The 22,164-nt window shown below is 53.7% G+C and carries 20 protein-coding genes; 12 read left to right on the top strand and 8 right to left on the bottom strand.

The genetic code is table 11. The annotated features are described in order from the left end of the window. Positions 1-10 precede the first annotated feature (10 nt). Genes WHR59_RS12465 through patD form a run of 4 tightly spaced genes read left to right on the top strand, consistent with a single transcriptional unit; the run spans position 11 to position 4,217 of the window. Positions 11-1,027, top strand: coding sequence for an ABC transporter ATP-binding protein (locus tag WHR59_RS12465; RefSeq protein ID WP_003833135.1), 1,017 nt, complete (start codon positions 11-13; stop codon positions 1,025-1,027). Further along, a complete protein-coding gene (locus tag WHR59_RS12460) occupies positions 1,028-1,972 on the top strand; it encodes an ABC transporter permease (protein ID WP_043016259.1) in 945 nt (314 codons plus the stop codon). After that, entirely contained in the window at positions 1,962-2,768 is an 807-nt protein-coding gene (locus tag WHR59_RS12455) for an ABC transporter permease (RefSeq protein WP_043016260.1), read from the top strand. Before WHR59_RS12460 ends, WHR59_RS12455 begins: the two co-directional genes overlap by 11 nt. Positions 2,769-2,789: 21 nt before the next feature. Next, positions 2,790-4,217 carry an aminobutyraldehyde dehydrogenase gene (gene patD / locus WHR59_RS12450; RefSeq protein WP_043016261.1) on the top strand — a complete coding sequence of 476 codons (1,428 nt, stop codon included), beginning with the start codon at positions 2,790-2,792 and terminating at the stop codon, positions 4,215-4,217. A 195-nt stretch (positions 4,218-4,412) separates the two neighbouring features. Here the strand turns inward: patD and WHR59_RS12445 are convergent, their stop codons facing one another. Next, a complete protein-coding gene (locus WHR59_RS12445) occupies positions 4,413-5,537 on the bottom strand; it encodes a multidrug effflux MFS transporter (protein WP_338843086.1) in 1,125 nt (374 codons plus the stop codon). 98 nt (positions 5,538-5,635) lie between these two features. Here WHR59_RS12445 and WHR59_RS12440 point away from each other — a divergent pair, with 98 nt between their 5' ends. Further along, positions 5,636-6,415, top strand: coding sequence for an AraC family transcriptional regulator (locus WHR59_RS12440; RefSeq protein WP_043016263.1), 780 nt, complete (start codon positions 5,636-5,638; stop codon positions 6,413-6,415). Between the two features lie 119 nt (positions 6,416-6,534). Here the strand turns inward: WHR59_RS12440 and yncL are convergent, their stop codons facing one another. Further along, positions 6,535-6,630, bottom strand: coding sequence for a stress response membrane protein YncL (gene yncL / locus WHR59_RS12435; RefSeq protein WP_071524268.1), 96 nt, complete (start codon positions 6,628-6,630; stop codon positions 6,535-6,537). A gap of 192 nt (positions 6,631-6,822) precedes the next feature. On the opposite strand from yncL, the gene WHR59_RS12430 reads away from it, so the two are divergent. Beyond that, positions 6,823-6,996, top strand: a complete 174-nt coding sequence (locus WHR59_RS12430) for a GhoT/OrtT family toxin (protein WP_016153148.1) — start codon at positions 6,823-6,825, stop codon at positions 6,994-6,996. Positions 6,997-7,015: 19 nt separating this feature from the next. Here the strand turns inward: WHR59_RS12430 and WHR59_RS12425 are convergent, their stop codons facing one another. From WHR59_RS12425 to WHR59_RS12415, 3 genes are read right to left on the bottom strand one after another with little or no spacing between them, the layout of a single operon-like run. After that, complete coding sequence (locus WHR59_RS12425; protein WP_338843085.1) at positions 7,016-9,175, bottom strand: virulence factor SrfC family protein; 2,160 nt, start codon at positions 9,173-9,175, stop codon at positions 7,016-7,018. Continuing rightward, a complete protein-coding gene (locus WHR59_RS12420; RefSeq protein WP_338843084.1) occupies positions 9,172-12,153 on the bottom strand; it encodes a virulence factor SrfB in 2,982 nt (993 codons plus the stop codon). The genes WHR59_RS12425 and WHR59_RS12420 overlap by 4 nt, the downstream gene beginning before the upstream one ends. A 4-nt stretch (positions 12,154-12,157) precedes the next feature. Next, positions 12,158-13,465: an SrfA family protein gene (locus WHR59_RS12415; protein WP_338843083.1), complete on the bottom strand. Its 1,308-nt coding sequence runs from the start codon at positions 13,463-13,465 to the stop codon at positions 12,158-12,160. A gap of 282 nt (positions 13,466-13,747) precedes the next feature. On the opposite strand from WHR59_RS12415, the gene WHR59_RS12410 reads away from it, so the two are divergent. Beyond that, complete coding sequence (locus WHR59_RS12410) at positions 13,748-15,346, top strand: ABC transporter substrate-binding protein (protein ID WP_075146196.1); 1,599 nt, start codon at positions 13,748-13,750, stop codon at positions 15,344-15,346. A 17-nt stretch (positions 15,347-15,363) separates the two neighbouring features. Beyond that, entirely contained in the window at positions 15,364-15,597 is a 234-nt protein-coding gene (locus tag WHR59_RS12405) for a YdcY family protein (protein WP_043016267.1), read from the top strand. 57 nt (positions 15,598-15,654) lie between these two features. On the opposite strand, the gene WHR59_RS12400 is transcribed toward WHR59_RS12405, so the two are convergent. Both WHR59_RS12400 and WHR59_RS12395 read right to left on the bottom strand, forming a co-directional pair. Further along, positions 15,655-16,104, bottom strand: coding sequence for a DMT family transporter (locus tag WHR59_RS12400; RefSeq protein WP_043016268.1), 450 nt, complete (start codon positions 16,102-16,104; stop codon positions 15,655-15,657). After that, positions 16,101-16,619 (bottom strand): GNAT family N-acetyltransferase, encoded by a 519-nt coding sequence (locus WHR59_RS12395; protein WP_043016269.1) that lies wholly within the window; start codon positions 16,617-16,619, stop codon positions 16,101-16,103. The genes WHR59_RS12400 and WHR59_RS12395 overlap by 4 nt, the downstream gene beginning before the upstream one ends. Positions 16,620-16,656: 37 nt before the next feature. Between WHR59_RS12395 and WHR59_RS12390 the strand changes: the two genes are divergently transcribed. Further along, entirely contained in the window at positions 16,657-17,232 is a 576-nt protein-coding gene (locus WHR59_RS12390; RefSeq protein WP_338843081.1) for an XRE family transcriptional regulator, read from the top strand. Positions 17,233-17,290: 58 nt separating this feature from the next. After that, positions 17,291-18,328: an NADP-dependent oxidoreductase gene (locus WHR59_RS12385; RefSeq protein WP_043016271.1), complete on the top strand. Its 1,038-nt coding sequence runs from the start codon at positions 17,291-17,293 to the stop codon at positions 18,326-18,328. A gap of 31 nt (positions 18,329-18,359) precedes the next feature. Here the strand turns inward: WHR59_RS12385 and pqqU are convergent, their stop codons facing one another. Further along, positions 18,360-20,480 carry a TonB-dependent receptor PqqU gene (gene pqqU, locus WHR59_RS12380; protein ID WP_338843080.1) on the bottom strand — a complete coding sequence of 707 codons (2,121 nt, stop codon included), beginning with the start codon at positions 20,478-20,480 and terminating at the stop codon, positions 18,360-18,362. 258 nt (positions 20,481-20,738) lie between these two features. Between pqqU and WHR59_RS12375 the strand changes: the two genes are divergently transcribed. Further along, positions 20,739-21,800, top strand: coding sequence for a YncE family protein (locus WHR59_RS12375; RefSeq protein WP_043016273.1), 1,062 nt, complete (start codon positions 20,739-20,741; stop codon positions 21,798-21,800). A 137-nt stretch (positions 21,801-21,937) separates the two neighbouring features. Then, positions 21,938-22,159 carry a YgdI/YgdR family lipoprotein gene (locus tag WHR59_RS12370; protein ID WP_043016274.1) on the top strand — a complete coding sequence of 74 codons (222 nt, stop codon included), beginning with the start codon at positions 21,938-21,940 and terminating at the stop codon, positions 22,157-22,159. Positions 22,160-22,164 lie beyond the last annotated feature (5 nt).

The raw sequence follows: 22,164 nt of genomic DNA, 5'->3' as shown, positions 1-22,164 counted from the left end.
TGGGGGTTTTATGACGTACGCAGTGGAGTTTCATAACGTCTCGCGTCTGTACGGGGATGTTCGTGCAGTTGATGGCGTTAGTATTGCGATTAATGACGGTGAGTTTTTCTCTATGCTGGGGCCATCCGGCTCCGGCAAGACCACCTGTCTGCGCCTGATTGCAGGGTTTGAGCAGCTGTCAGGCGGCGCAATCACCATTTTTGGTAAGCAGGCCAGCGAATTGCCGCCCTGGGAACGGGACGTCAATACGGTATTTCAGGATTACGCGTTGTTCCCGCATATGTCGATTCTCGACAACGTCGCCTACGGGCTGATGGTCAAAGGCATTGATAAAAAACAGCGCCACGCCAAAGCGCGAGAGGCGCTGGATAAAGTTGCGCTCGGTTTTGTTTATGAACGCAAACCGTCGCAACTTTCCGGTGGTCAGCGGCAACGCGTGGCGATTGCCCGGGCGCTGGTCAATGAGCCGCGCGTCCTGCTGTTGGATGAACCGCTCGGGGCATTGGATCTCAAGCTGCGTGAACAGATGCAGTTGGAGCTGAAAAAATTACAGCAATCTCTTGGTATCACCTTCATTTTTGTCACTCACGATCAGGGGGAAGCCCTGTCGATGTCCGATCGTGTGGCGGTGTTTAATAACGGTCGCATCGAACAGGTGGATTCTCCGCGCGAACTGTACATGCGTCCGCGGACACCGTTTGTGGCAAGTTTCGTCGGGACGTCCAATGTCTTTGATGCCACGATGTCAGCGAACGTTTGCGGGTTACAGGGGATGTTCTCCCTGCGCCCGGAACATATTCGTTTGAATGATGCCGGGGGAGAAGTCCAGGCTACGGGAGTTATCCAGGCGGTGCAGTACCAGGGCGCGGCGACACGATTTGAACTGAAACTGGCCGGTGGTGAAAAGTTGCTGGTTAGCCAGGCGAATCTGACGGGCGAAATGCTGCCCTCAACGTTGTCGCCAGGTCAGCAGGTGATGGCGTCGTGGTCACGCGACGTGATGGTACCGCTGGTTGAGGAGAGGTGAATGGCTATGAATGTCTTACATTCGCCTCCACAGTCGACAGGTCTGAACCGGATTTCAGGTTTCTTCTGGCGTAATCCGGGGCTGGGACTGTTTTTGCTGCTCCTCGGACCGCTGATGTGGTTTGGCATTGTCTACTTCGGCTCATTGCTGACGCTGTTGTGGCAAGGTTTTTATACCTTCGACGATTTCACCATGTCGGTCACGCCGGACCTGACGCTGGCGAATTTGCAGGCGCTGTTTAATCCGGCCAACTACGACATCATTTTGCGTACCCTGACGATGGCGGTGGCGGTCACCATTGCCAGCGCGATTCTGGCGTTTCCGATGGCGTGGTATATGGCGCGCTATACCAGCGGCAAAATGAAAGCCTTTTTTTACATTGCGGTGATGTTGCCGATGTGGGCCAGCTACATCGTTAAAGCCTACGCATGGACGTTACTGTTGGCTAAAGACGGCGTGGCGCAATGGTTTTTAACCCATCTGGGGCTGGAGCCGCTGCTGCTCTCGTTTCTGACGCTGCCTGCCGTCGGCGGCAATACGCTGTCGACTTCAGGGTTAGGGCGCTTTCTGGTGTTCGTCTACATCTGGCTGCCGTTTATGATCCTGCCGGTACAGGCCGCGCTGGAGAGACTCCCGCCGTCGCTATTACAGGCCTCCGCTGATTTAGGCGCACGTCCGCGTCAAACTTTCCGCTATGTGGTCCTCCCACTGGCGATACCCGGTATTGCGGCAGGCTCGATTTTTACCTTCTCTCTGACGTTGGGCGATTTTATCGTGCCGCAACTGGTGGGGCCGCCGGGCTATTTCATCGGCAACATGGTGTATTCGCAGCAAGGGGCGATTGGCAATATGCCGATGGCGGCGGCATTTACTCTGGTGCCGATTGTATTAATCGCACTGTATCTGGCGTTCGTGAAGCGTCTGGGAGCTTTTGATGCACTCTGAACGCGCACCCTGGTTACTCAAACTGGCGGCATGGGGTGGGGTTATTTTCCTGCACTTTCCCATCCTCATCATCGCCACCTATGCTTTTAATACTGAGGAGGCTGCTTTTAGTTTTCCACCGCAGGGGTTAACGCTGAAGTGGTTTAGCGTTGCAGCGCAGCGTGGCGATATTCTGGAATCGGTGACGTTGTCACTTAAAATCGCTGCGTTGTCGACAGCTATCGCCCTCGTTCTGGGGACGCTGGCCGCTGCAGCACTGTGGCGCAGGGACTTTTTTGGTAAAAGCGCAATATCGCTGTTGCTGCTGTTGCCGATCGCGCTGCCGGGGATTATTACCGGCCTGGCGCTGTTGACGGCGTTTAAAACCATCAACCTGGAACCCGGTTTTCTTACGATCGTCGTGGGCCATGCGACGTTTTGCGTGGTGGTGGTATTTAACAACGTCGTGGCGCGTTTTCGCCGTACCTCATGGAGTCTGGTTGAAGCGTCTATGGATCTTGGCGCCAATGGCTGGCAAACCTTTCGTTATGTCGTGCTGCCAAACCTGGCATCGGCGCTGCTGGCGGGGGGGATGCTGGCGTTTGCCTTGTCGTTTGATGAAATCATCGTGACAACGTTCACCGCCGGACATGAAAGAACACTTCCTTTGTGGCTGCTCAATCAGTTGGGTCGACCACGAGATGTGCCTGTCACCAACGTTGTGGCATTGCTGGTAATGCTGGTGACGACACTGCCAATTTTAGGGGCCTGGTGGCTAACGCGTGAAGGCGACACTCTCGCTGGAAACGGTAAATAAACGACGATATGGGAAATTGCTATGCAACATCAATTACTGATTAATGGCGAGCTGGTCAACGGTGAAGGTGAAAAGCAGCCAGTCTATAACCCTGCCACTGGTGAACTCATTCTGGAGATTGCCGAAGCGTCAGCCGCGCAGGTTGATGCCGCGGTACGCGCAGCCGACAGCGCGTTTGCCGCCTGGGGGCAAACCACGCCAAAAGTGCGTTCAGAACTGCTGCTGAAACTGGCTGACGCAATCGCCGATAACGCGCAAACCTTCGCAGAGCTGGAATCACTCAATTGTGGTAAGCCGTTGCACTGCGTCCTCAACGATGAAATTCCGGCAATTGTCGATGTTTTCCGCTTCTTTGCCGGGGCGGCTCGTACCCTGCAAGGACAGGCGGCCGGAGAGTATCTGGAAGGGCATACGTCGATGATCCGTCGTGATCCGCTGGGCGTGGTGGCCTCTATTGCACCGTGGAACTATCCGCTGATGATGGCGGCGTGGAAGCTGGCGCCGGCACTGGCGGCGGGTAACTGTGTGGTGATTAAACCGTCAGAAATTACCCCGCTGACGGCGCTTAAGCTGGCTGATTTTGCCAAAGATATTTATCCGGCTGGCGTTATCAACGTGCTGTTTGGCCGTGGCAAAACGGTAGGCGATCCGCTGACCGGTCATGAAAAAGTCCGGATGGTTTCTCTGACAGGCTCCATTGCGACCGGTGAACACATTATCCAGCATACCGCGCCTTCGATTAAGCGCACGCATATGGAACTGGGCGGCAAAGCTCCGGTCATCATTTTTGATGATGCCGATCTGGATGCTGTGGTGAGCGGCGTGCGAACTTTTGGCTATTACAACGCTGGACAAGATTGTACCGCGGCTTGTCGAATTTATGCCCAGAAAGGCATTTATGACGCGCTGGTCGAGAAACTTGGCGCTGCGGTAGCAAGCCTGAAAATCGGCGCACCGAATGACGAATCGACCGAGCTGGGACCGGTAAGCTCGCAGGCGCATCTCGATCGCGTGACGAAAGCGGTCGATGAAGCCAAAGCGCTGGGGCATATCAAAGTCATCACCGGTGGTAAAAAAGTGGATGGCGCAGGCTACTACTTTGCTCCGACGCTGCTGGCCGGGGCAAAGCAGGATGATGCCATCGTGCAGCGGGAAGTTTTCGGCCCGGTGGTCAGCGTAACCGTATTTGAGGATGAGGATCAGGTGCTGGCGTGGGCTAACGATTCGAAATACGGCCTGGCCTCTTCCGTCTGGACCCGGGATGTGGGACGCGCGCATCGATTTAGCGCTCGCCTGCAGTATGGTTGCACCTGGGTCAATACTCACTTCACGCTGGTTAGCGAGATGCCGCACGGTGGGCAAAAACAGTCTGGTTATGGCAAGGATATGTCGGTTTATGGACTGGAGGATTACACGATTGTTCGCCATGTCATGATCAAGCATGAGTAATTTCTTAAGCGCGAACGGTAAAGGGGGCACGGATAGCTAAATACTGGCAAACGTGTGTCTATACTATTCGCGCCACTGGCCTCGTCGCCATCGGACGGCGGTAAGTTGGAAATATCCGCGAGGTCAGGCTAATTGAAACAACAAAGCCCCAGCTTAATGTCGGGGCTTTGTGCTTTCTGGTTTACCGTCCGGGTATCAGCGGCGTAAGCTGCAAAGCCAGGCGAGTAGCGCACAGACGCTCAGAACCAGCCCCAACTGTTGCACCATGCCTGCCAATCCCAGCATCATTCCCAGTAACAGGTAATAGCTCAACCCGAACAACGCACCGGCAGCACCGGCTTGTTCACGGTAGTGACGCAGCGCCTGACTCAGCACATTAGGAATCGCGATCCCATAGGCTAACACCACGCCGAACACCGGTAACAGGATCCACGCGCAGTGCTGTAGCCACCACGCGACGAGACCTGACAACGCTGCCAGCGCACAGGCATAACGTACCAGTTGTTCCGGTGTAAGACCTGACGTTAGCAACCTCCGGTTCAGCAGGCTACCCGACAGTGAAGCAAACGCAAGCAACAACCCCGTCCAGCCAAAGGCTCGGGAACACCATCCTAATTGCCCGAAAAGAAACGGTGCCAGGCTGTAATAGCTAAACAGCATGGTATTTAGCAACGCAACCAGCATGATATTTTTCCAAAGATCGCTGTCCCGCCTCATGCGGGAGAGCAGTGCGATAAGCCTCGGGTTGAGCGTATGCTCGGGCCGGGTTTCTGGCAGTATGGTCGCTGTCAGTATTAGCAGTAGCAGCGCCAGCAGCATAAGGGCAACAAATACACCAGTATGACCGTACAGGCTTACCAGCCAACCTCCGCTTAGCAGGCCGAAAACCGGACTCAATGCCAGTGCGGCGCCCATCACAGAAAAGACGCGGGATAGCGCGGGTGATTCATAACTGTCCCTTAGCATGGTCTGTACCACCACTGACCCGGCAGCCGCTCCGATGGCGGAGACCATCCGTGCCAGCAGTAAAACGCTGAAGTCGGCGGCAAAAATGGCTAAGGCACAGCCTGTTCCATAACAAATAAGTCCTGCCAGCATAGCCCAACGTCGCCCGATGCAGTCGCTCAGCCAACCCCACATCGCCACACCGACGGCGAAGGCAGCAAAGTAAACGGAGAGTGTTTGAGCCGCACGCTCACTGCTGATGTGAAAAGCAGTGGCGATACCTGGCAGTGCCGGGCTGTAGATGGTTTCCACCAGTTGCGGGAACATAATCAGTAGCGTAAGAAGCCACAGCGGCGGGCGGCGAAGCGTATTCATACAATATCCAGAGAAACAAAACAGGCGGGCATTATTGCTGAAAGGGCAATGTCTCATTACCATTATCAGGACATTAAATATCAAATATCGGACAGATAATGAAAATTGCGCCTGATGATGCTTTCGATGCGGATAGCTTTGACAAACCGGTAATCGGTATAGCCGCCGATATGGGGCTACATGATTCAGGACGGCACAGCCACCTTCGTCATCAGCTACTTTTTTCGGCTGCGGGGAGCATTACGATCGAGCTGGAGCAGGCTCTGTGTCTGTTACCGCCACGGCGTGCGGTTTGGATCCCGGCCGGGACGGTACATCGCGCCATAATGCGAGGGGGGATGGCTTATCGTTCTTTGTACTTTTCAACCGCATTGCCATTATCTGAGTTACCGCTGCAGATAGTCGAGGTTAACCCTCTCTTTTTTGAAGTGATAGAACGTATGGCTTTCTGGCCATGGGATATGCCAGCCGCGCAGCAGGCCAGCCTCATCACCGTTTTTTGTGAGGAAATACGCGCTGCCCGCAGTGAAAACTGGACGTTGCAGTTTCCCTCAGATCCGCGGTTGAACGTGTGGCTAGAGGGATTACGTATGGGCGAACTCCCACCGCGACTGAATCAATTGTCCCGACGGGTTGGGGCATGTGAGAGAACAATCGGTCGAATATTTACCCGGGATACCGGGATGAATTATCAAAACTGGCGGCAGCAATTCAGGTTGCTAAAAGCCATGGAGATGCTGGCGGATGGATGCCCTATTAGCCAGGTGGCGCAATATCTGGAGTTTGTCAGCGACAGCGCTTTTATCGCGTTCTTCCATCAACATACCGGCACAACGCCGAGCCGTTATTCGGGCAATATAATGCCGCAGAAGGATTAGGGACATTACATACTAAGGATAATTTACCCGGCGGCGGGAGAGTGGGAAGATCGTGCACTAATGGCAGAGAGAAGACCCCCTCTGCCAGCGGACGCTGCAATTAATCAACAAGAATCACATCAAGCAAACCAGCCGAACCTTGCGGAAATCAGACTGAAAAGTCCTACAGCAGCAAATATATTTATCAGCACCACAGTTTTACTGGAAACATTCATTTGTGCCACCTTTCGTTATAACCCCTATGGGTATAGTACGGGTTATAACTATCCGCAATAGTACGGATTCTGAACATAATGAAAACGGCTTGTTTTCCCGCTGTTTCCCTTAAAATAATTAATAAAACTTGATGTGGGTCATGAAAAAGAGCATATTGCGCGCGATTTTACCTTTCGGCCCGGACGCCTTACATGTCTCTGTACCAAAAAATGTTGGTTTTTTACGCGGTGATGGCCGCTATCACGGCAATCATCACCTGGTTTCTTTCACGCGATAAAAAGCGAATTCGTTTTCTCAGCGCGGTATTAGTCGGGGCGACCTGGCCGATGAGTTTTCCCGTCGCGTTAATGTTTTCTCTCTTCTGATGACGGCGTTAACGCCGTTTCAGGAGGAAAACAGGGCATCTAATCGTTTTTTATCGGCTTCGCTGACATCCTGCGGATGCTGATATCCTACGTTTTCATTGGCGCGGGTATACAACGCGACCAGCCAGTCGTAAACGTACCGGCTTGCGCCGTGCGAAGGTTGTTCATCCAGCTTCGTCAGGCGTAACATCGGCTGTTGCTTCGGCGCGCTAAAAATAGCCGATCCTTTTTGGATCCTGCTGGCAGGACGCTGTTCTTCGGCGACATTGGCAAATCCAAGCCAGGTAATAAAATCACCAATATCGGCGTGAAGCTGCGCGGCGCAGACGTTTTCTCGCTGCATAATGCGCTGTAAGCGTTGCGGCATCTCCAGGCGATAGCTGGCGGTGACGAGGATATCGGCGACCTGCCTTAGCGTGCGCGGTTCGAGACGTAAACGACGGGCATTATTCTCATCGCGACACCACTGGCGCACGTGATTAACCCACATTTTGTGCGCCTGATAACCGCTCTCTTTGCTATCCGGTGAGAGCGGTGTGTCACGCACCTCGGCAAACAGGTCAATCTCCTCATTAAATAACCCGCTTACCTGTTCCTCGCGTGGCTGCTGAACCCGCAGCAGCGACTCAAAGAGACGCATCGGCGGGAGCAAACCATCCAGGAGTTCACCATGCTTTGCCGCCTGAGCTTGTAGCTGGCGGATCACCCACTCATTGCCTCCAGATTCGGTCTCAACGGGATTAATCCAGCCGATCAGGGTTTCGCGTACGCGCTGCTGGTGCTGCTCACGCAGGGAGGTCAATCTGGCCTGACGCTGCTGTGGCGAAGTTGCCTGAGTCAGCCATTCGACAAGGCGTTGTAAGCTATGTTTATCCAGCGCCTGCAGCGTGCCCCAATGTAGTCCGGGTTTGCCCATTAATTGCTGCACGGACTCATCAAGATTTTGCTGGGTGCTAAAGCGTGCATCCTGCGGGGTAATGGCCCAAACCACGCCCGGTAATGCGGCATCATGGACAGGCTGAGTATCGTTAACCCAGCCCAGTAGCTTGCGGGTGATAGCAGGAGTCTGGGAACGGGTCGATACCGCATTACAGATTAAGAGCACATCCGGTTGCAGATGCTGGCGATAATATTCCAGCATCCAGCCTAATTTGGCCTGCCACAGCGGATGGGAATGCGCATCCGGGGCGAGGGGGATATCGAGCAGATCGACATTCTCCAGTACGGCGTCTTCAACCGTCAGGACCAGTTCGCGCGTCAGCAGCGCCAGTGACGCCTGGGAGAGACTGACCGCATTGAGCAACTGATGGTTTTCAATGGGATGAACCACCACATCGCTCTGCGCCTCATTGCCAGTCAATGCCACCTGAGTCAGGAAACTCTCGGCAGGTAAACCAAAATGGTCAACCAGCAGGCTCAACGGAGCCGCCAGTTCCTGCGCGTTCCCGGTTTGTTGCAGCGTATGCGCCAGCGCCAGCCACTGCTGCGTGAGCTCTGGTTGTTCTCCCCACAGTAACGCCCAGGCGTTTGCCCGGGTCGTCAGATCCAGTGCCGGCAGCAGTGTGGCAAACTGATGCCAAAGCGCATCGTCGATTTGCTGCTGGTTGGCTGGCACGCTGGAGCGCCAGAAACGGCCAATTGCCGCAACATCGTGTGCGGTAATTCCCGGTACCGGATGACGCTGACGCAGCGTCTGCCATTTTTCCAGGCGCGCCTCAATAATCGATTTCTCAACCTGGCGGTTGTCCGGGAGGGCGCAAAACTGGGTAATAAAAAGCTGTACCAGTTCGGCTTCACTGAGTAATCGCAGACGCAACGGCCATTCACTATCGAGCGGATTTTCATCACGCGTAAAGCGGATCGCCATATTGGTTGGCGCATGGCCAGGATTAATATGCGAAAAATAATCAAAACTGCGATCCGGGATAACGATATTCACTTTGCCATTGGCATTGCTGCACAACGCCGCGAGCAGGTGTGCTTTTGCCGATTGCGAATGCCCGTATAACCCAACGCATCCTTGCGATGAAAAGGTCGTCTTCAACGCAGCTTCATTCACGGCGGCGAGGGTGAGCTGCGCCAGAAGGGCATCTGCTTCATCATCAAGACGCGCCGAACGTTGACGGGTATCAGCGACCCATGTGATGGCGGCCTGCGCGGTGTCTAACATCTTACTCATTTCAGGTACACGCTCCCGCTATCAATCCAGTAATGGCTACCGCTATGGCGACGGTCTGCCAGCGTATTCAGTTTTAACGTTAAGGCATTGGCGGCAACGGGGGTGCCATCCTGTAACCAGGCATCGCTCAGCACGAAGTATTCCGGGCCGTTTTCTTTGCTACCGCCGCGTAGCTGCAGCCGTACATTCAACACGCCATCTCCGGCGATGGTTTTTGCCAGTTCGGCAGAATTTATGCTGAGCGTATACAGCGGCGTGGCAGGCCAGCGGCTGTTTGCCAGTTGGCGGAAACCTAACGTCACGTTGCCACGTAATGGGAAATGCAGGCGGGCATCCAACTTCGCGCCGGGTTTATCCAGATCGATATCGTGATACCAGATGTTCTCATCGCGCAGGGTATTGACCGTATTATCCAGCACGCCGAGATAACGTACGGTTGAGTAAGCGCCGATGTCGGCAGCTTTAAAGTTAAAGCGCGGCAAGCGCAAATCCAGCGCCAGGCTGCACAACATAGCACCGACTGCCGCGGTGGATTTGGGGTTACCAATCCGCCCCTGTTGGCTAAACGGATACCACTCATGTACGCGGTAGTTATCCATCCAGATCATACGATTAACCGGAACGGGCTGCAGATGGCGGATCAACGCCTGTACGCCCGGTAAACAGGCGGGTCTGCCTGTTACTAATAAAATATCGCAGCGATAGTGTGAAATGGCCTCGCAGACCGCGTGTAGCGGAGAGGTCAGGGTAAATTGCCCCGCCAGTAACGCCTCTTGTAACTGTCTGAACTGCACCTGTAGCGGTACACTCAGGACATCAAACGCTGGCGATCCTGCTGGCAACGCATGATCGATGGCTTGCTGGATGTAATTCATTACGTTGCGCGTGGGTTGCTGGCTCAGGAGTTCGCCAAAGGTGGCATGCAGCCCGGCTACCGGATCGTTAATATCGCTTTGTTCCCAGGCTGAGAGTACCGCATGACCGAGCGGCATAAAGAGCTGTAATGCTGTTTGTTGACGCAGAATCGCCTGGGTGTCGATACGCCCGGAATCGCCAAATAGCGTGCCCAACAATGCGGAGGCATCGGTCACGCCAGCCTGTTGTAAGCGGGTTTGCAGCGCTGGCAACACGCAGCGCTGAATCACGTCCAGCAGCATGTCGTCGCCCGCGACCTTAAAACCTTCACGGAACAGCAGATGCGGGGTAATTTTGACGTTCGCGCCAACGCCGTCATCAAGCTGATAATGGACGACGGCCATATCCGTTGTCCCGCCGCCGATGTCGATCGATGCCACGCGCAACGCTCGGCCTTTAGTCTCACCAGGCTCCGGCAAACGGTCCGGGCGGGCCAGGGCGTTAAAGAATGATTCGGTGTGACCATCGTAGTGAGAGATAGCTTCGTTATACAGCCACACCAGTTGCCCACAGCTGGCCTCATCCCATTCCATCTGAATCTCAGGGACGGGAACCACGCTCTTTTCCTGCTGCTTACGGGTCGTAAAATCTTCATCCTGCGGATGCCAGCCCATCGCTTTCCAGACCAGCGCAATAGCCTCAAACATGCGCAGGCGGAAAATCTCGCGCTCCTGTTTGGGCATCGCCGACGGCAGAGTCAGGATCAGCGTCCGCAACTGACGAGGAGACGCCGGGAATCCGAGGCGCAAACGCGTCGCCACGCTGTTGATTTGCCCCAGCGCCTGGGCCAGTATTTCGCACAGCATATGCGTCATCAGCGTGCTGCGACTGTATTGCGGTGAGAACACCGGCAGACGATCGTCCTGCGGCAGACTGAACAGCGGTTGACCGTCATCGTTCATCAGGTTCATCAGCGGGAAGGCGGTAGCCAGCGGTTCGCGCTGGGTTTTGCCATTCATCTGGCTAAAGCGCCAGTCATGCAGTACCGGCGTTTCATCCCACAGATAACGGCGCGGGCTGGAGATCCCACTGCTGCCTTCGGTGCCCATGCGCTGCATCGCCAGCTTTCGGGCTTCGTCGCCAACGCGAACAATCGACGGCCAGATAAAGGCATCATCGCGACCGCTCTCAACGGAAAAGTGCTGCTTGCCAAAACGGGCTTCGGAAAACTCCAGCCGGCTGGTAAACAGCGGATCGTTAAGGAACTGTGGCTCGCTTAAGGAACGCACCTGCAATTCAGCGGTCTGGCGTAGTCCGTCATTGGCATCGCCGTGATCTTCAATCAGGACGCCACAGGTATGGGTATTACCGATATCCAGGATAAGATCGACCGGAATGGCGGGCGTGCTGAGGGTATGGGTGACCAGTTTCACTTCCGGGACAGAAAGCTGCTCGCCTAACAGGGTCAGAACATTCAACCAGTGCGCCTGGTATTCAAAGTTACGCAGCGCCTGCTGGATCTCTTGTTCAGAGCGATTCTCATGTTGAGTGACATGATGCATAAAGGATTCGCGCAACCAGCCGTCAATCCAGGTCTGGTCGAGGAAATCAGCAATTTCGTTGTCATGCCAGGCTAGCGCAAACCGTGTACCGTTTAGCAGGTCATTTTCGTTGGGGGTTAATGCCGCAGGGGCATTTTCAGTGAGCTGGCTGTCCAGCGCCACGGTAACGCGGTGAGTGTTGCCCGCGCTGTCAGGTTGCGCCAGTTTTCGTACCTGTACGCGCGCCCAGTTATCCGGGCCTTCAACAAACGTTCGCGGCGGGTTAAAACGCAGGAACGGCAGCGGCAGCCAGACGCCGTCGAGCACGTCCAGGGAATAATGCAGCATTTGGGTGCTTTCCGGCTTTACGACTTCGGGCTGACCGCCGGTGCTGCCTGGCAGGGTATAGCGTCCCGTTGTCAGATCGAAGTCCAGCCGTAGCAGGGGGCCGTTGGCCGTTTTGCGCACAAAGCGGCCATGATGCGCAGACTCCTGCGGCGTCAGGCCAAAATCCAGAAATTGCACACCGCTATTGGCGATGAGCGTCACGCTCTGTTTGTAGTCACACAGATTCACCAACATAAAATCAGGCACCTATCTTTTTGATCGTCAGAGGGATTTCCGCGTGAGCGTCATATCGTGCGGTACAGGCGGCGACGTCATTGGTTCCCGCTTTGCAGGTAATTTCAGGCATCGGATAACGAGAACCGTCCGTACAACGGGCATTGCCGCGACTCTTAATCATTAATTCACCTGACTGGTGCAAACCGGAGAAAATCTCGGCGCGACAAACGATATTGTCGCCATGAACCACGCGCGCAGTGCCTTTATTGGTCTGGATCTGATAGCGCAGCGACGGCGCTTTACCGCTGACCGGATCTTTAACATCGACTATGACGCGCCAGTTGCCGTTAAGAAAACGCGTCGTTCCAGCCTTCATCTGGTTGGCGTCCATCACCAGCGCATCTTTTGGAATAGCAGCGATCACAACCGGCCCTTCGACGGGTTTCTCTTTTTTCGCAGCCGGGATCACTTCAGCCCGATGCAGCGGCAGTGCCGATGTCAGTTCTGGCAGCGGCGCCACATCAGCTTTCGCAACCTCGCCGTGAGGCACTACGGGTACGGGCTCGGCGGTTTGTTGCTTCCACAGCAGTGGTCCAATAATGGCGGCAACGATCACTGCGGCAACGGGCAGGCTCCACAGCGGCAGGCGGCGTGCGGGCTTTTTCTGTACCGGGGGCGGTGTAACTTCAGGTTCGTTAACAACGACCGGGGGTTGAGGTTCAGGCTCTGCCGGTTTAGGCAGCTCAACGACCGGGGTCAGCAAAGGCGCGTCGGCCTCGGCGAAGGTGATTTCCGCGGTGGTTTCTTCTTCCAGTTCAGGCTCTGTTACGGTGATGACCGGAGGATTGTCAATAAGGCGCAGGCAATCAAGCACATCGTCGCGAGGATTTTCATTCAGATTGACGAAGCCCCAGAACGTAATAACGGGTTTGCCATCAACCAGAAACACGTGGTTTTCACCAGGAAACTGGATGGCTTTTTCGAGCAGTGAGCCAAATAGCTGCAGGGAGGTTTTACCCGATTGCAGGCTTTTACGGCTCAGGGCCGCCGCATTTTCCAGCGTGCTCCCCAGATAGCGCAGCGCACGAAAACGTGCCTCTTCATCAGCGGCTTTCCACGCAACGGCTTTCCCTTCAACCGGCGAGTACCAGTCCACCCGATCGCCGCTGTCGTTAATTTGTGGGATCGCCAGACAATCCACCATCGCCTGCTGTTTGCGCAGACGAAGCGTTTCACGAATTTGCAATGCTGAATCAAACACGGCCTGACCGCCGCCGCCCACGGCCTGATAGTCATCCAAATTGCCGCTGCGCAAGAGAGTTTTTGCCACGTTGTTACCCCTTAGACTTCTTCACGTATCTACTTTACGTTTTATAAAAACGAGCAAACGGTGGAAGAGAGGCAAAAAGGGGCGAATTTTCATGGCATAGAGTGCCGGGAAAAATCTTGACGTTTTGAAAAAGACTTAAGGGAAATTAATTCGCTCAGGCTGATGAATTATTCAGCGAAATACACCAGATTAGAATAACCTGATAGTGATTTGTTATTGGTCAGTTTTTGTCAGCTATGCTCTGATATTCCAGTTAATAATAAAATAAGAAGGCTTATAACCATGATTGCAAGGAAAACGTTACTCGCGCTGGCTCTCAGCGCCGTCTTACCGTCAGGCGCAGCGTTCGCGGCCAATACTGACACCATCATCTACTGCTCAGAAGCATCGCCGGAATCTTTTAACCCGCAAATTGCCAGTTCCGGTCCATCGTTTGTGGCCAGTTCACAAGTGCTCTACAACCGACTCATCAACTTCGACCCGGTAAAAAATACGCCAGTACCCTCTCTGGCAACGGACTGGACGATTTCCCCGGACGGTAAAACCTACACTTTTACCCTGCGTCAGGGCGTAAAATTTAACAGTAATAAATTCTTTAAACCGACCCGCGACTTCAACGCTGATGACGTGATTTTCTCGGTATTACGGCAGAAAGATGCCGATCATCCGTATCACAAGGTTTCTCAGGGAAGCTACGAATACTTTAACGATGTCGGTCTGGATAAACTGATTAAAGAAGTTAAGAGGGTCGATGACTATCACGTTCAGTTTGTCCTCAATGAACCTAATGCCGCATTTCTTGCCGACTGGGGAATGGATTTTGCCTCCATCCTCTCTGCCGAGTATGCCGACGCGATGTTGAAAAAAGGTACCCCGGAAAATGTCGATAACTGGCCGATTGGCACCGGGCCATACGTGTTGCAGCAGTACAAGCAGGATTCGCAAATCCGCTATCTCGCCAACCCGAACTACTGGGATGGCGCTGTCCCAACGAAGCACCTGATCTTCTCCATCACGCCAAACGTTCAGACCAGATTGGCAAAACTGCAAACCAATGAATGCCAGATAATCCCGGCGCCAGCCCCCGTACAATTTGACGAGATTAAAAAGAATAAAGATTTGACGCTGCATTCAGTTGAAGCGCTAAACGTCGGGTATCTGGCGTTTAATACCGAGAAAAAACCGTTTGATAACGTGCTGGTACGTCAGGCGCTAAACTACGCGACCGATAAAAAGGCCATTATTAACGCTGTCTTTTTAGGTTCCGGTACGGTGGCAAAATCGCCGATTCCACCGAATATGATGGGCTTTAATAAAGATCTGCAGGATTACGCTTACGACCCGCAAAAAGCGAAAGACCTGCTGAAGCAGGCTGGGCTGGAAAATGGCTTTGAAGCGACGCTGTGGTCAATGCCGGTTCAGCGCCCATATAACCCGAACTCCCGACGAATTGCTGAGATGATCCAGAGCGACTGGGCAAAGGTTGGCGTGAAGGCGAAAATTGTGTCGTACGAGTGGGGCGAATATCTCTCCGGAATGCGCAAAGGTGAGCATGACACCGCGCTGTTCGGCTGGATGTCAGACAACGGCGATCCGGATAACTTCGCCGATGTACTGCTGGGCTGCGACAGCATTAAAACCGGATCTAACGCCGCGCGCTGGTGCGATAAAGAGTATAATTCGCTGGTGCAAAAGGCGAAACTGGTAAGCAAACCAGAGGAACGCGCCGCGCTTTACCAGCAGTCGCAAGAGATTTTTTACCAGCAGGCTCCGTGGATTGCATTGGCAAACGGCAAAACGTTCTACGCTACGCGCAGCAACGTTAGCGGATACAGCGTCAGCCTGATGGGCAGTGATTTTTCAAAAGCAAAATTAAATTAATGAGTTAAGGAGAGGTTATGTCGCATCTGGATGAGGTTAGCGCACGTGTTGATGCCGCCATTGAAGAGAGCGTCATTACGCATATGAACGAATTGCTGATTGAACTCAGCGATGATGCCGCGCTGAGCCGGGAAGAACGCTATACCCAGCAACAGCGTTTGCGTACGGCGATCGCACATCATGGCCGTCAGCATAAAGAGGATATGGAATCCCGTCGCGAACAGTTGACCAAAGGCGGCTCTATTCTCTGACTTTTTGTTGCCTCTTATCCGGCCTGCATGCACGTTTCGTAGGCCGGATAAGCGTAATTAAAATGAGCGTCTCGCCACCAGCCAGGCCCCGACGACCAGCAGCACCGCGCCGCAGACCGGACCCACCAGCGCTCGCAGCGGCACGCCGTGGCTGCGCAGAATATCCAGCACCAGTCCGCCGATTAACTGGCTGGCCACCAGCACCGCGATAGTGGTCGCAGCCCCCACATTTTGGTACCCACTGATACTGGCAAAAACAAAGAACGATCCCAGTAATCCGGGGATTAGCGTCCACCAGCGTACGCTGGAAGCCAGCTCACCAAATCCCGCCGCACCTTGCTTAAACCACAGTATGCTGACAAACAGCACGATCCCGACCAGCGAGTTAAGCAACATGGCGATGAGGATCGTCGAGGATGTCTGCGTAATGCGTACCATCAAGGTATTTTGCACCACCAGACCAATACCTGCGGCAATCAGAAAGGAGAGGGTCAGCGTCTGGTTCATCTGCTGGCATCCGGATCGCGGCGATCGTCTAATTGTAATTGCATGAAGGTCAGATCCAGCCAGCGACCAAATTTGGTGCCAACCTGCGGCATTTGCGCGGTAATTTTAAAACCCAGCGTGCTGTGCAGATGTAGCGACGCCTGATTCTGAGACTCAATGCCCGCCACCATCACGTGCTTGCCGCACTCGCGCGCTTCTGCTATCAGTCTGCTGAGCAGCGCTTGTCCCAGGCCCTTTCCCTGATGATCCGGATGTACGTATACCGAATGTTCAACAGTATGACGGAATCCATCAAAGTTTCTCCAGTCGCCAAAGGAGGCGTACCCCGTGACCACGCCACGGTCTTCACTCACCAGCACCGGATAGCCCATCAACTGGCGGGCTTCATACCAGGAGATACGGTTTTCGGCATCGACGGTTTGATCGTTCCAGATAGCCGCCGTATGCAGTACCGCGTGGTTGTAGATTTCTGCAATGGCGGCACAGTCTTCTTTGCTGGCAAATCGAATTGACATGTTGAACCTCAGGGATTGTTCACTATAGTATTACAATATGAATACTATTGAAGACAGCATAAATCAACGGATCGGAGCAAGAATTCGCATTGAGCGGGAATCTCGCGGCTGGTCACTGACGGAACTTGCCGAGCGAGCAGGGGTGTCGCGGGCGATGATCCACAAAATAGAGCGCGGTGAGAGCAGCCCAACGGCCACGCTGCTGGGCAGGCTCTCCGGAGCCTTTGGTATCAGCATGTCTATGCTGATTGCGCGGGCCGAAATGCAGGAGGGCAAGCTGCTGCGCTTCGCTGACCAGCCCGTCTGGCACGACCCGCAAAGCCACTATCTGCGCCGCCATGTTTCACCGCGCAGCGATCTGCCTATCGATCTGGTGCAGATAGAATTGCCTGCCGGTAGCGATATCCCAATGCCAGCCTCTTCCTACGTGCAGGCCAGACAGCTTATCTGGCTACAACAGGGAGAACTCGTCTTTGTAGAAGGAGACGTACGTCATGAAATGCAGGCGGGCGATTGTCTGGAACTTGGCCCGCCGAATGACTGTCGATTTATCAATAAAACCGCGCAACCCTGCGTTTACCTGGTTGTGCGGTTAAATCATGCCGTCAGCTAAATGACAGGCACAGGCTGCTACTATTGATGGATTCATGCCAAAAGCAGAGGAGCACATCATGGGTCAACAGACTAATCGTAATCGTCGCTGGGTACTGGCTTCCCGCCCGCATGGCGCGCCGGTTGCGGAAAACTTCCGTCTTGAAGAAGATGAGGTGGCAACGCCGGGTGAAGGCCAGGTTTTACTGCGTACCGTTTTTCTTTCCCTCGATCCGTACATGCGTGGCCGTATGAGCGATGAGCCATCTTACTCCCCACCGGTAGAGATTGGCGGCGTTATGGTTGGCGGCACCGTAAGTCGAGTGGTGTCATCCAACCATCCTGACTACCAGCCTGGCGAGTGGGTGCTGAGCTACAGCGGCTGGCAGGATTATGACATCTCCGACGGTAGTGGCCTGGTGAAGCTTGGCGATAATCCCGAGCATCCTTCCTGGGCGCTGGGTGTTATGGGGATGCCCGGTTTTACCGCTTATATGGGGCTGCTGGATATCGGTCAGCCGAAAGCGGGAGAAACGCTGGTGGTAGCCGCCGCGACCGGCCCGGTTGGCGCAACGGTAGGGCAGATTGGTAAGCTCAAAGGCTGCCGGGTGATCGGCGTTGCTGGCGGGGCAGAGAAATGTCGACATGCCACCGAAGTACTGGGTTTTGATATCTGTCTCGATCACCACGCGCAAGATTTTGCGCAACAGCTGGCAAAAGCCTGCCCGCAGGGGATTGATATTTATTACGAAAACGTTGGCGGTAAGGTATTTGACGCAGTCCTGCCGTTACTCAACACCTCTGCGCGCATTCCGCTTTGCGGACTGGTCAGCGGTTATAACGCCACATCGCTTCCGGCAGGACCTGACAGATTACCTTTGCTGATGGCAACGCTACTGAAAAAGCGTATCCGCATGCAGGGCTTTATTATTGGTCAGGATTACGGTCACCGCATTCATGAGTTTCAGCGGGAGATGGGGCGCTGGGTTAAAGAGGGCAAAATCCATTACCGCGAGCAAATCACCGACGGTCTGGAAAATGCACCGCAGACTTTTATCGGTTTGCTGACCGGTAAAAACTTCGGCAAGGTGGTTATTCGTCTTGCCGATGATGCGTAAAAACTGATGGCGGGAGTCATTCCCGCCAGTTTTACTCAAAATGCCAGGCCAGATTAATACCTACGCCATAGTTTCGTCCTGGCGCCGGTTCGTAGTATCTGCCATTTGACTCATTCACAATCACCGAGCCGACATAAGTTTTATCGAACAGATTATCTACCCGACCGAACAGGTCTACCATGAGACTGCTGTAATAAAATTTATAACCGGTATTCAAGCCAACAACGGTATATGACGGGGCTTTCGCCGTATTTTCATCATTGGCCATAATGTCGCCCATATAACGAACATCTGCTCCCGCATACCAACCTTCATCAGGAACGTAGCCCAGTGACGCAAATCCCATGTTTTGCGCTATGCCGGGCAGTCGGTTGCCATTGCAGTTTTGATCCCCACAAACGTTGCTGCGGTAGGTGGCATCCAGCCAGGTCCATGACGCTTTTGCGCGCCAGTTTGCGGCAAAGCGTTGGTCCCAGGATAACTCGCCTCCCTGACGGCGAGTTTTTCCGGCGTTTTTATACGTTGTCCGTCCGCCGTTGCTGCTGTCAACGACGATTTCGTCGTCCGTGTTAGTCTGGAACAAGGCCGCGGTAAACAATCCATCGCCAACACGTGTTTTGCTACCGATTTCAACGGTGTCACTTGTGGACGGCTGTAAACCAAAATTCATGCCGCTTTGGCCGTCGGAACGGTAGGACAGTTCGTTGATGGTGGGTGTTTCGAACCCGCGACCCGCGGCCAAATAGACGTTCCAGGCATCGGTGATGGCATATTTTAACGATCCGGCAGGCAACCATTGGTGATAGCTGGCGTCACCGCTGTCATCTCCGTTACCGGGCGTAATATAGCGATCGTTAGAATCAAACCACACTGAACTGTAACGAACGCCGGCATCCAGTGAGAGTTTCTGCGTTAATTGCCACTGGGTTTGCAGATAGGGGTCGACATTCCACATCAGGTTGCGTTCGTTACGGCGTAAGTCGCCTTTTTGCCCATACTCCGGCACGCCATCATCAAGACGGAAGTTATTGTAGCCTTTACGGTTTTCGCTCATGTTTTCATAATTCAGACCAGTGGTGAAAGTCACGGGTATGCCCAGCTCACCCCGATGAGTCCAGCGGTTGTCTATCCCCTGATAATGACGTTGCAGGGTAATGACGCCTCCCGCATGAGACGGTTTTAACTGTGGAGCCATCGGGATAGACTGATACTGAGTGGTTTCACGTTCCCCCGCATAGGTCATGATGCTGATATCATCCTGCGCGCTAAGCTGGCGTTCATAGCGCAATCCCGCCTGGGTCTGCTTGATGGTTTTTCGCGTATCGAATTGCTCAGCGCGGGGCGATTGCTGCGGATCGACCTGCCATTCCGACTCGGTAAGACCGCCGGGATCGTCGGCTTTACTGTCTACACTATTGAAAATCAGAGTCAGTTTGCTCGCATCGTCTATGCGCACGCCAAGTTTGGCATTGGCCAGATTTTTTTGCGCGCTACTGTGATCGCGATAACCGTGGGTGGTAAACCGGGTTGTTGAAACGGTGTAATCCACATCGCCTTGCTGAGTACCATCGCCCAGAGCTCCCGTTGCTTTTAACCCGTAGCGCCAGGTGCCAAAACTGCCGTAATAACTACTGGCTTCAATGGTTGGCGGCTCATGTCCCGTTTCAGTACTGACATTCATCACTCCGCCGGACGCATTGCCATACAGAGCAGAGAAGGGGCCGCGTAAAACCTCAATGTTTTGTACGCTGCTAATGTCGATATTGGATGTTTGACCCTGTCCATCCGGCATGGTTGCTGGAATACCATCGACGTACAAACGAATACCGCGGATACCATAAGTGGTTCGCGAACCAAATCCACGAATCGATAGCTGGAGGTCCTGGGCGTAATTCTGTCGGTTTTGTACCTGTAGCCCCGGGACGCTGGTCAGGGATTCAGACAAGTTAATGCGCGGCGTTGCCAGACGCATATCCTCCCCGTCAACAACGCTGACGGCAGCAGGAGTATCCAGCTCAGAAAAGGACTGTGGCGTCGCACTCACGATCAGCGTTTGATCGTTTATCTCACTTTCTGCCAGGGCAAAAGGCGAGAAGAAGGCAGGCAATAAAGAAACAGGAACAACAGTATAGCGGGCTGAAAAAATCGTCATGAATAAGGCCAGTTATGATGCTTACGTTGAAAAACGAACGGTAAGCATGTGAATTTTTTTATAAAAGATGAATTTTAGCGCTGCGTAATTGCGGTAATTTTTCGGGCAATGAAAACGATTGTAGTCAATATGTGAAGAAGTGCTCCACTTTGCGATGAATAATGATTACTATTCTCATTCCTAAAAAAGCAAAACCATGATTTTGCTCATTGAAGCTATGTGAAGCAGTAACAAACGAATTTATCAAAGGGAGTCGTCATGTCTTTACGTCATCTGTTTTCACCGCGTCTGCGTGGTTCTTTACTGTTAGGTTCACTGCTCGTTGCATCATCTTTTACTACGCAGGCTGCAGAAGAACTGCTGCGCAAAGCCGTGGGCAAAGGTGCCTATGAAATGGCATACAGCCAGCAAGAGAACGCACTGTGGCTGGCGACCTCACAGAGCCGCAAACTGGATACCGGCGGGGTGGTTTATCGTCTTGACCCTGTCACCCTCGAAGTGACTCAGGTTATTCATAACGATCTCAAACCGTTTGGCGCCACCATCAACAACGCCACGCAAACGCTGTGGTTCGGCAACACGGTTAACAGCGCGGTAACGGCGATGGATGCCAAAACCGGGGCGGTGAAAGGACGCCTGGTACTTGATGCGCGTAAGCGTTCTGAAGATGTTCGCCCGCTGCAGCCGCGTGAACTGGTCGCCGATGATGCTACCAACACCGTATACATTAGCGGTATTGGTAAAGAGAGCGTGATTTGGGTGGTGGACGGTGATGCTATTAAACTGAAGGACACCATTCAAAATACCGGCAAAATGAGCACCGCTCTGGCTGTCGACAGTAAAGCTAAGCGCCTGTACACCGCCAATGCAGACGGTGAATTCATCACCGTCGATACTACCACCAACAAAATTCTCAGCCGTAAAAAGCTGCTGGATGATGGAAAAGAGCATTTCTTCATCAACCTGAGCCTGGACACCGCGGGCAACCGCGCCTTTGTCACCGACTCTAAAGCGGCGGAAGTGCTGGTCATCGACACCCGTAATGGCAACGTTCTGGCAAAAGTCGCTGCGCCGGAATCCCTGGCCGTGCTGTTTAACCCGGCACGTAATGAAGCCTACGTGACCCATCGTCAGGCCGGCAAAGTGAGCGTAATCGACGCAAAAAGCTATAAAGTCGTTAAAACGTTCGAGACCCCAACATTCCCGAACAGCCTGGCGCTCTCCGCCGATGGTAAAACCCTGTACGTCAGCGTGAAACAAAAATCCACTCGCGAGCAGGAAGCCACTCAGCCGGACGATGTTATTCGTATTGCGCTGTAATATAAATGGAGGGGGAAACCCCTCCTGTCATTTCTCTAAACCCCACGATACGCCTCGTTACACCCCGCCAGTAGCCTGACCCACTTCAGGGACTTACACTACGCCCTCAACGGCTAACTGAATAACGCAGGAATACCATGAAAAAGCCACTTATCTGTCTGTGTGCAGGCGTAATGCTGTTTACCCTGGCAGGATGCACCACCGATTACGTCATGACGACGAAAAGCGGACAAACCATCACCACCCAGGGTAAGCCAAAACTGGATAAAGACACGGGAATGACCAGCTATACCGATCAGGATGGGAATGCGCGGGAAATTAACAGCAACGACGTTGCGCAGTTGATTGAAGCGAACTAAAAAAG

Source organism: Citrobacter europaeus (genome assembly GCF_037482245.1).
GTDB classification, from domain to species: Bacteria; Pseudomonadota; Gammaproteobacteria; order Enterobacterales; family Enterobacteriaceae; genus Citrobacter; species Citrobacter europaeus.
Note: the sequence above shows the minus strand (reverse complement) of the source record. Positions and strands in the feature narration are given on the sequence as shown.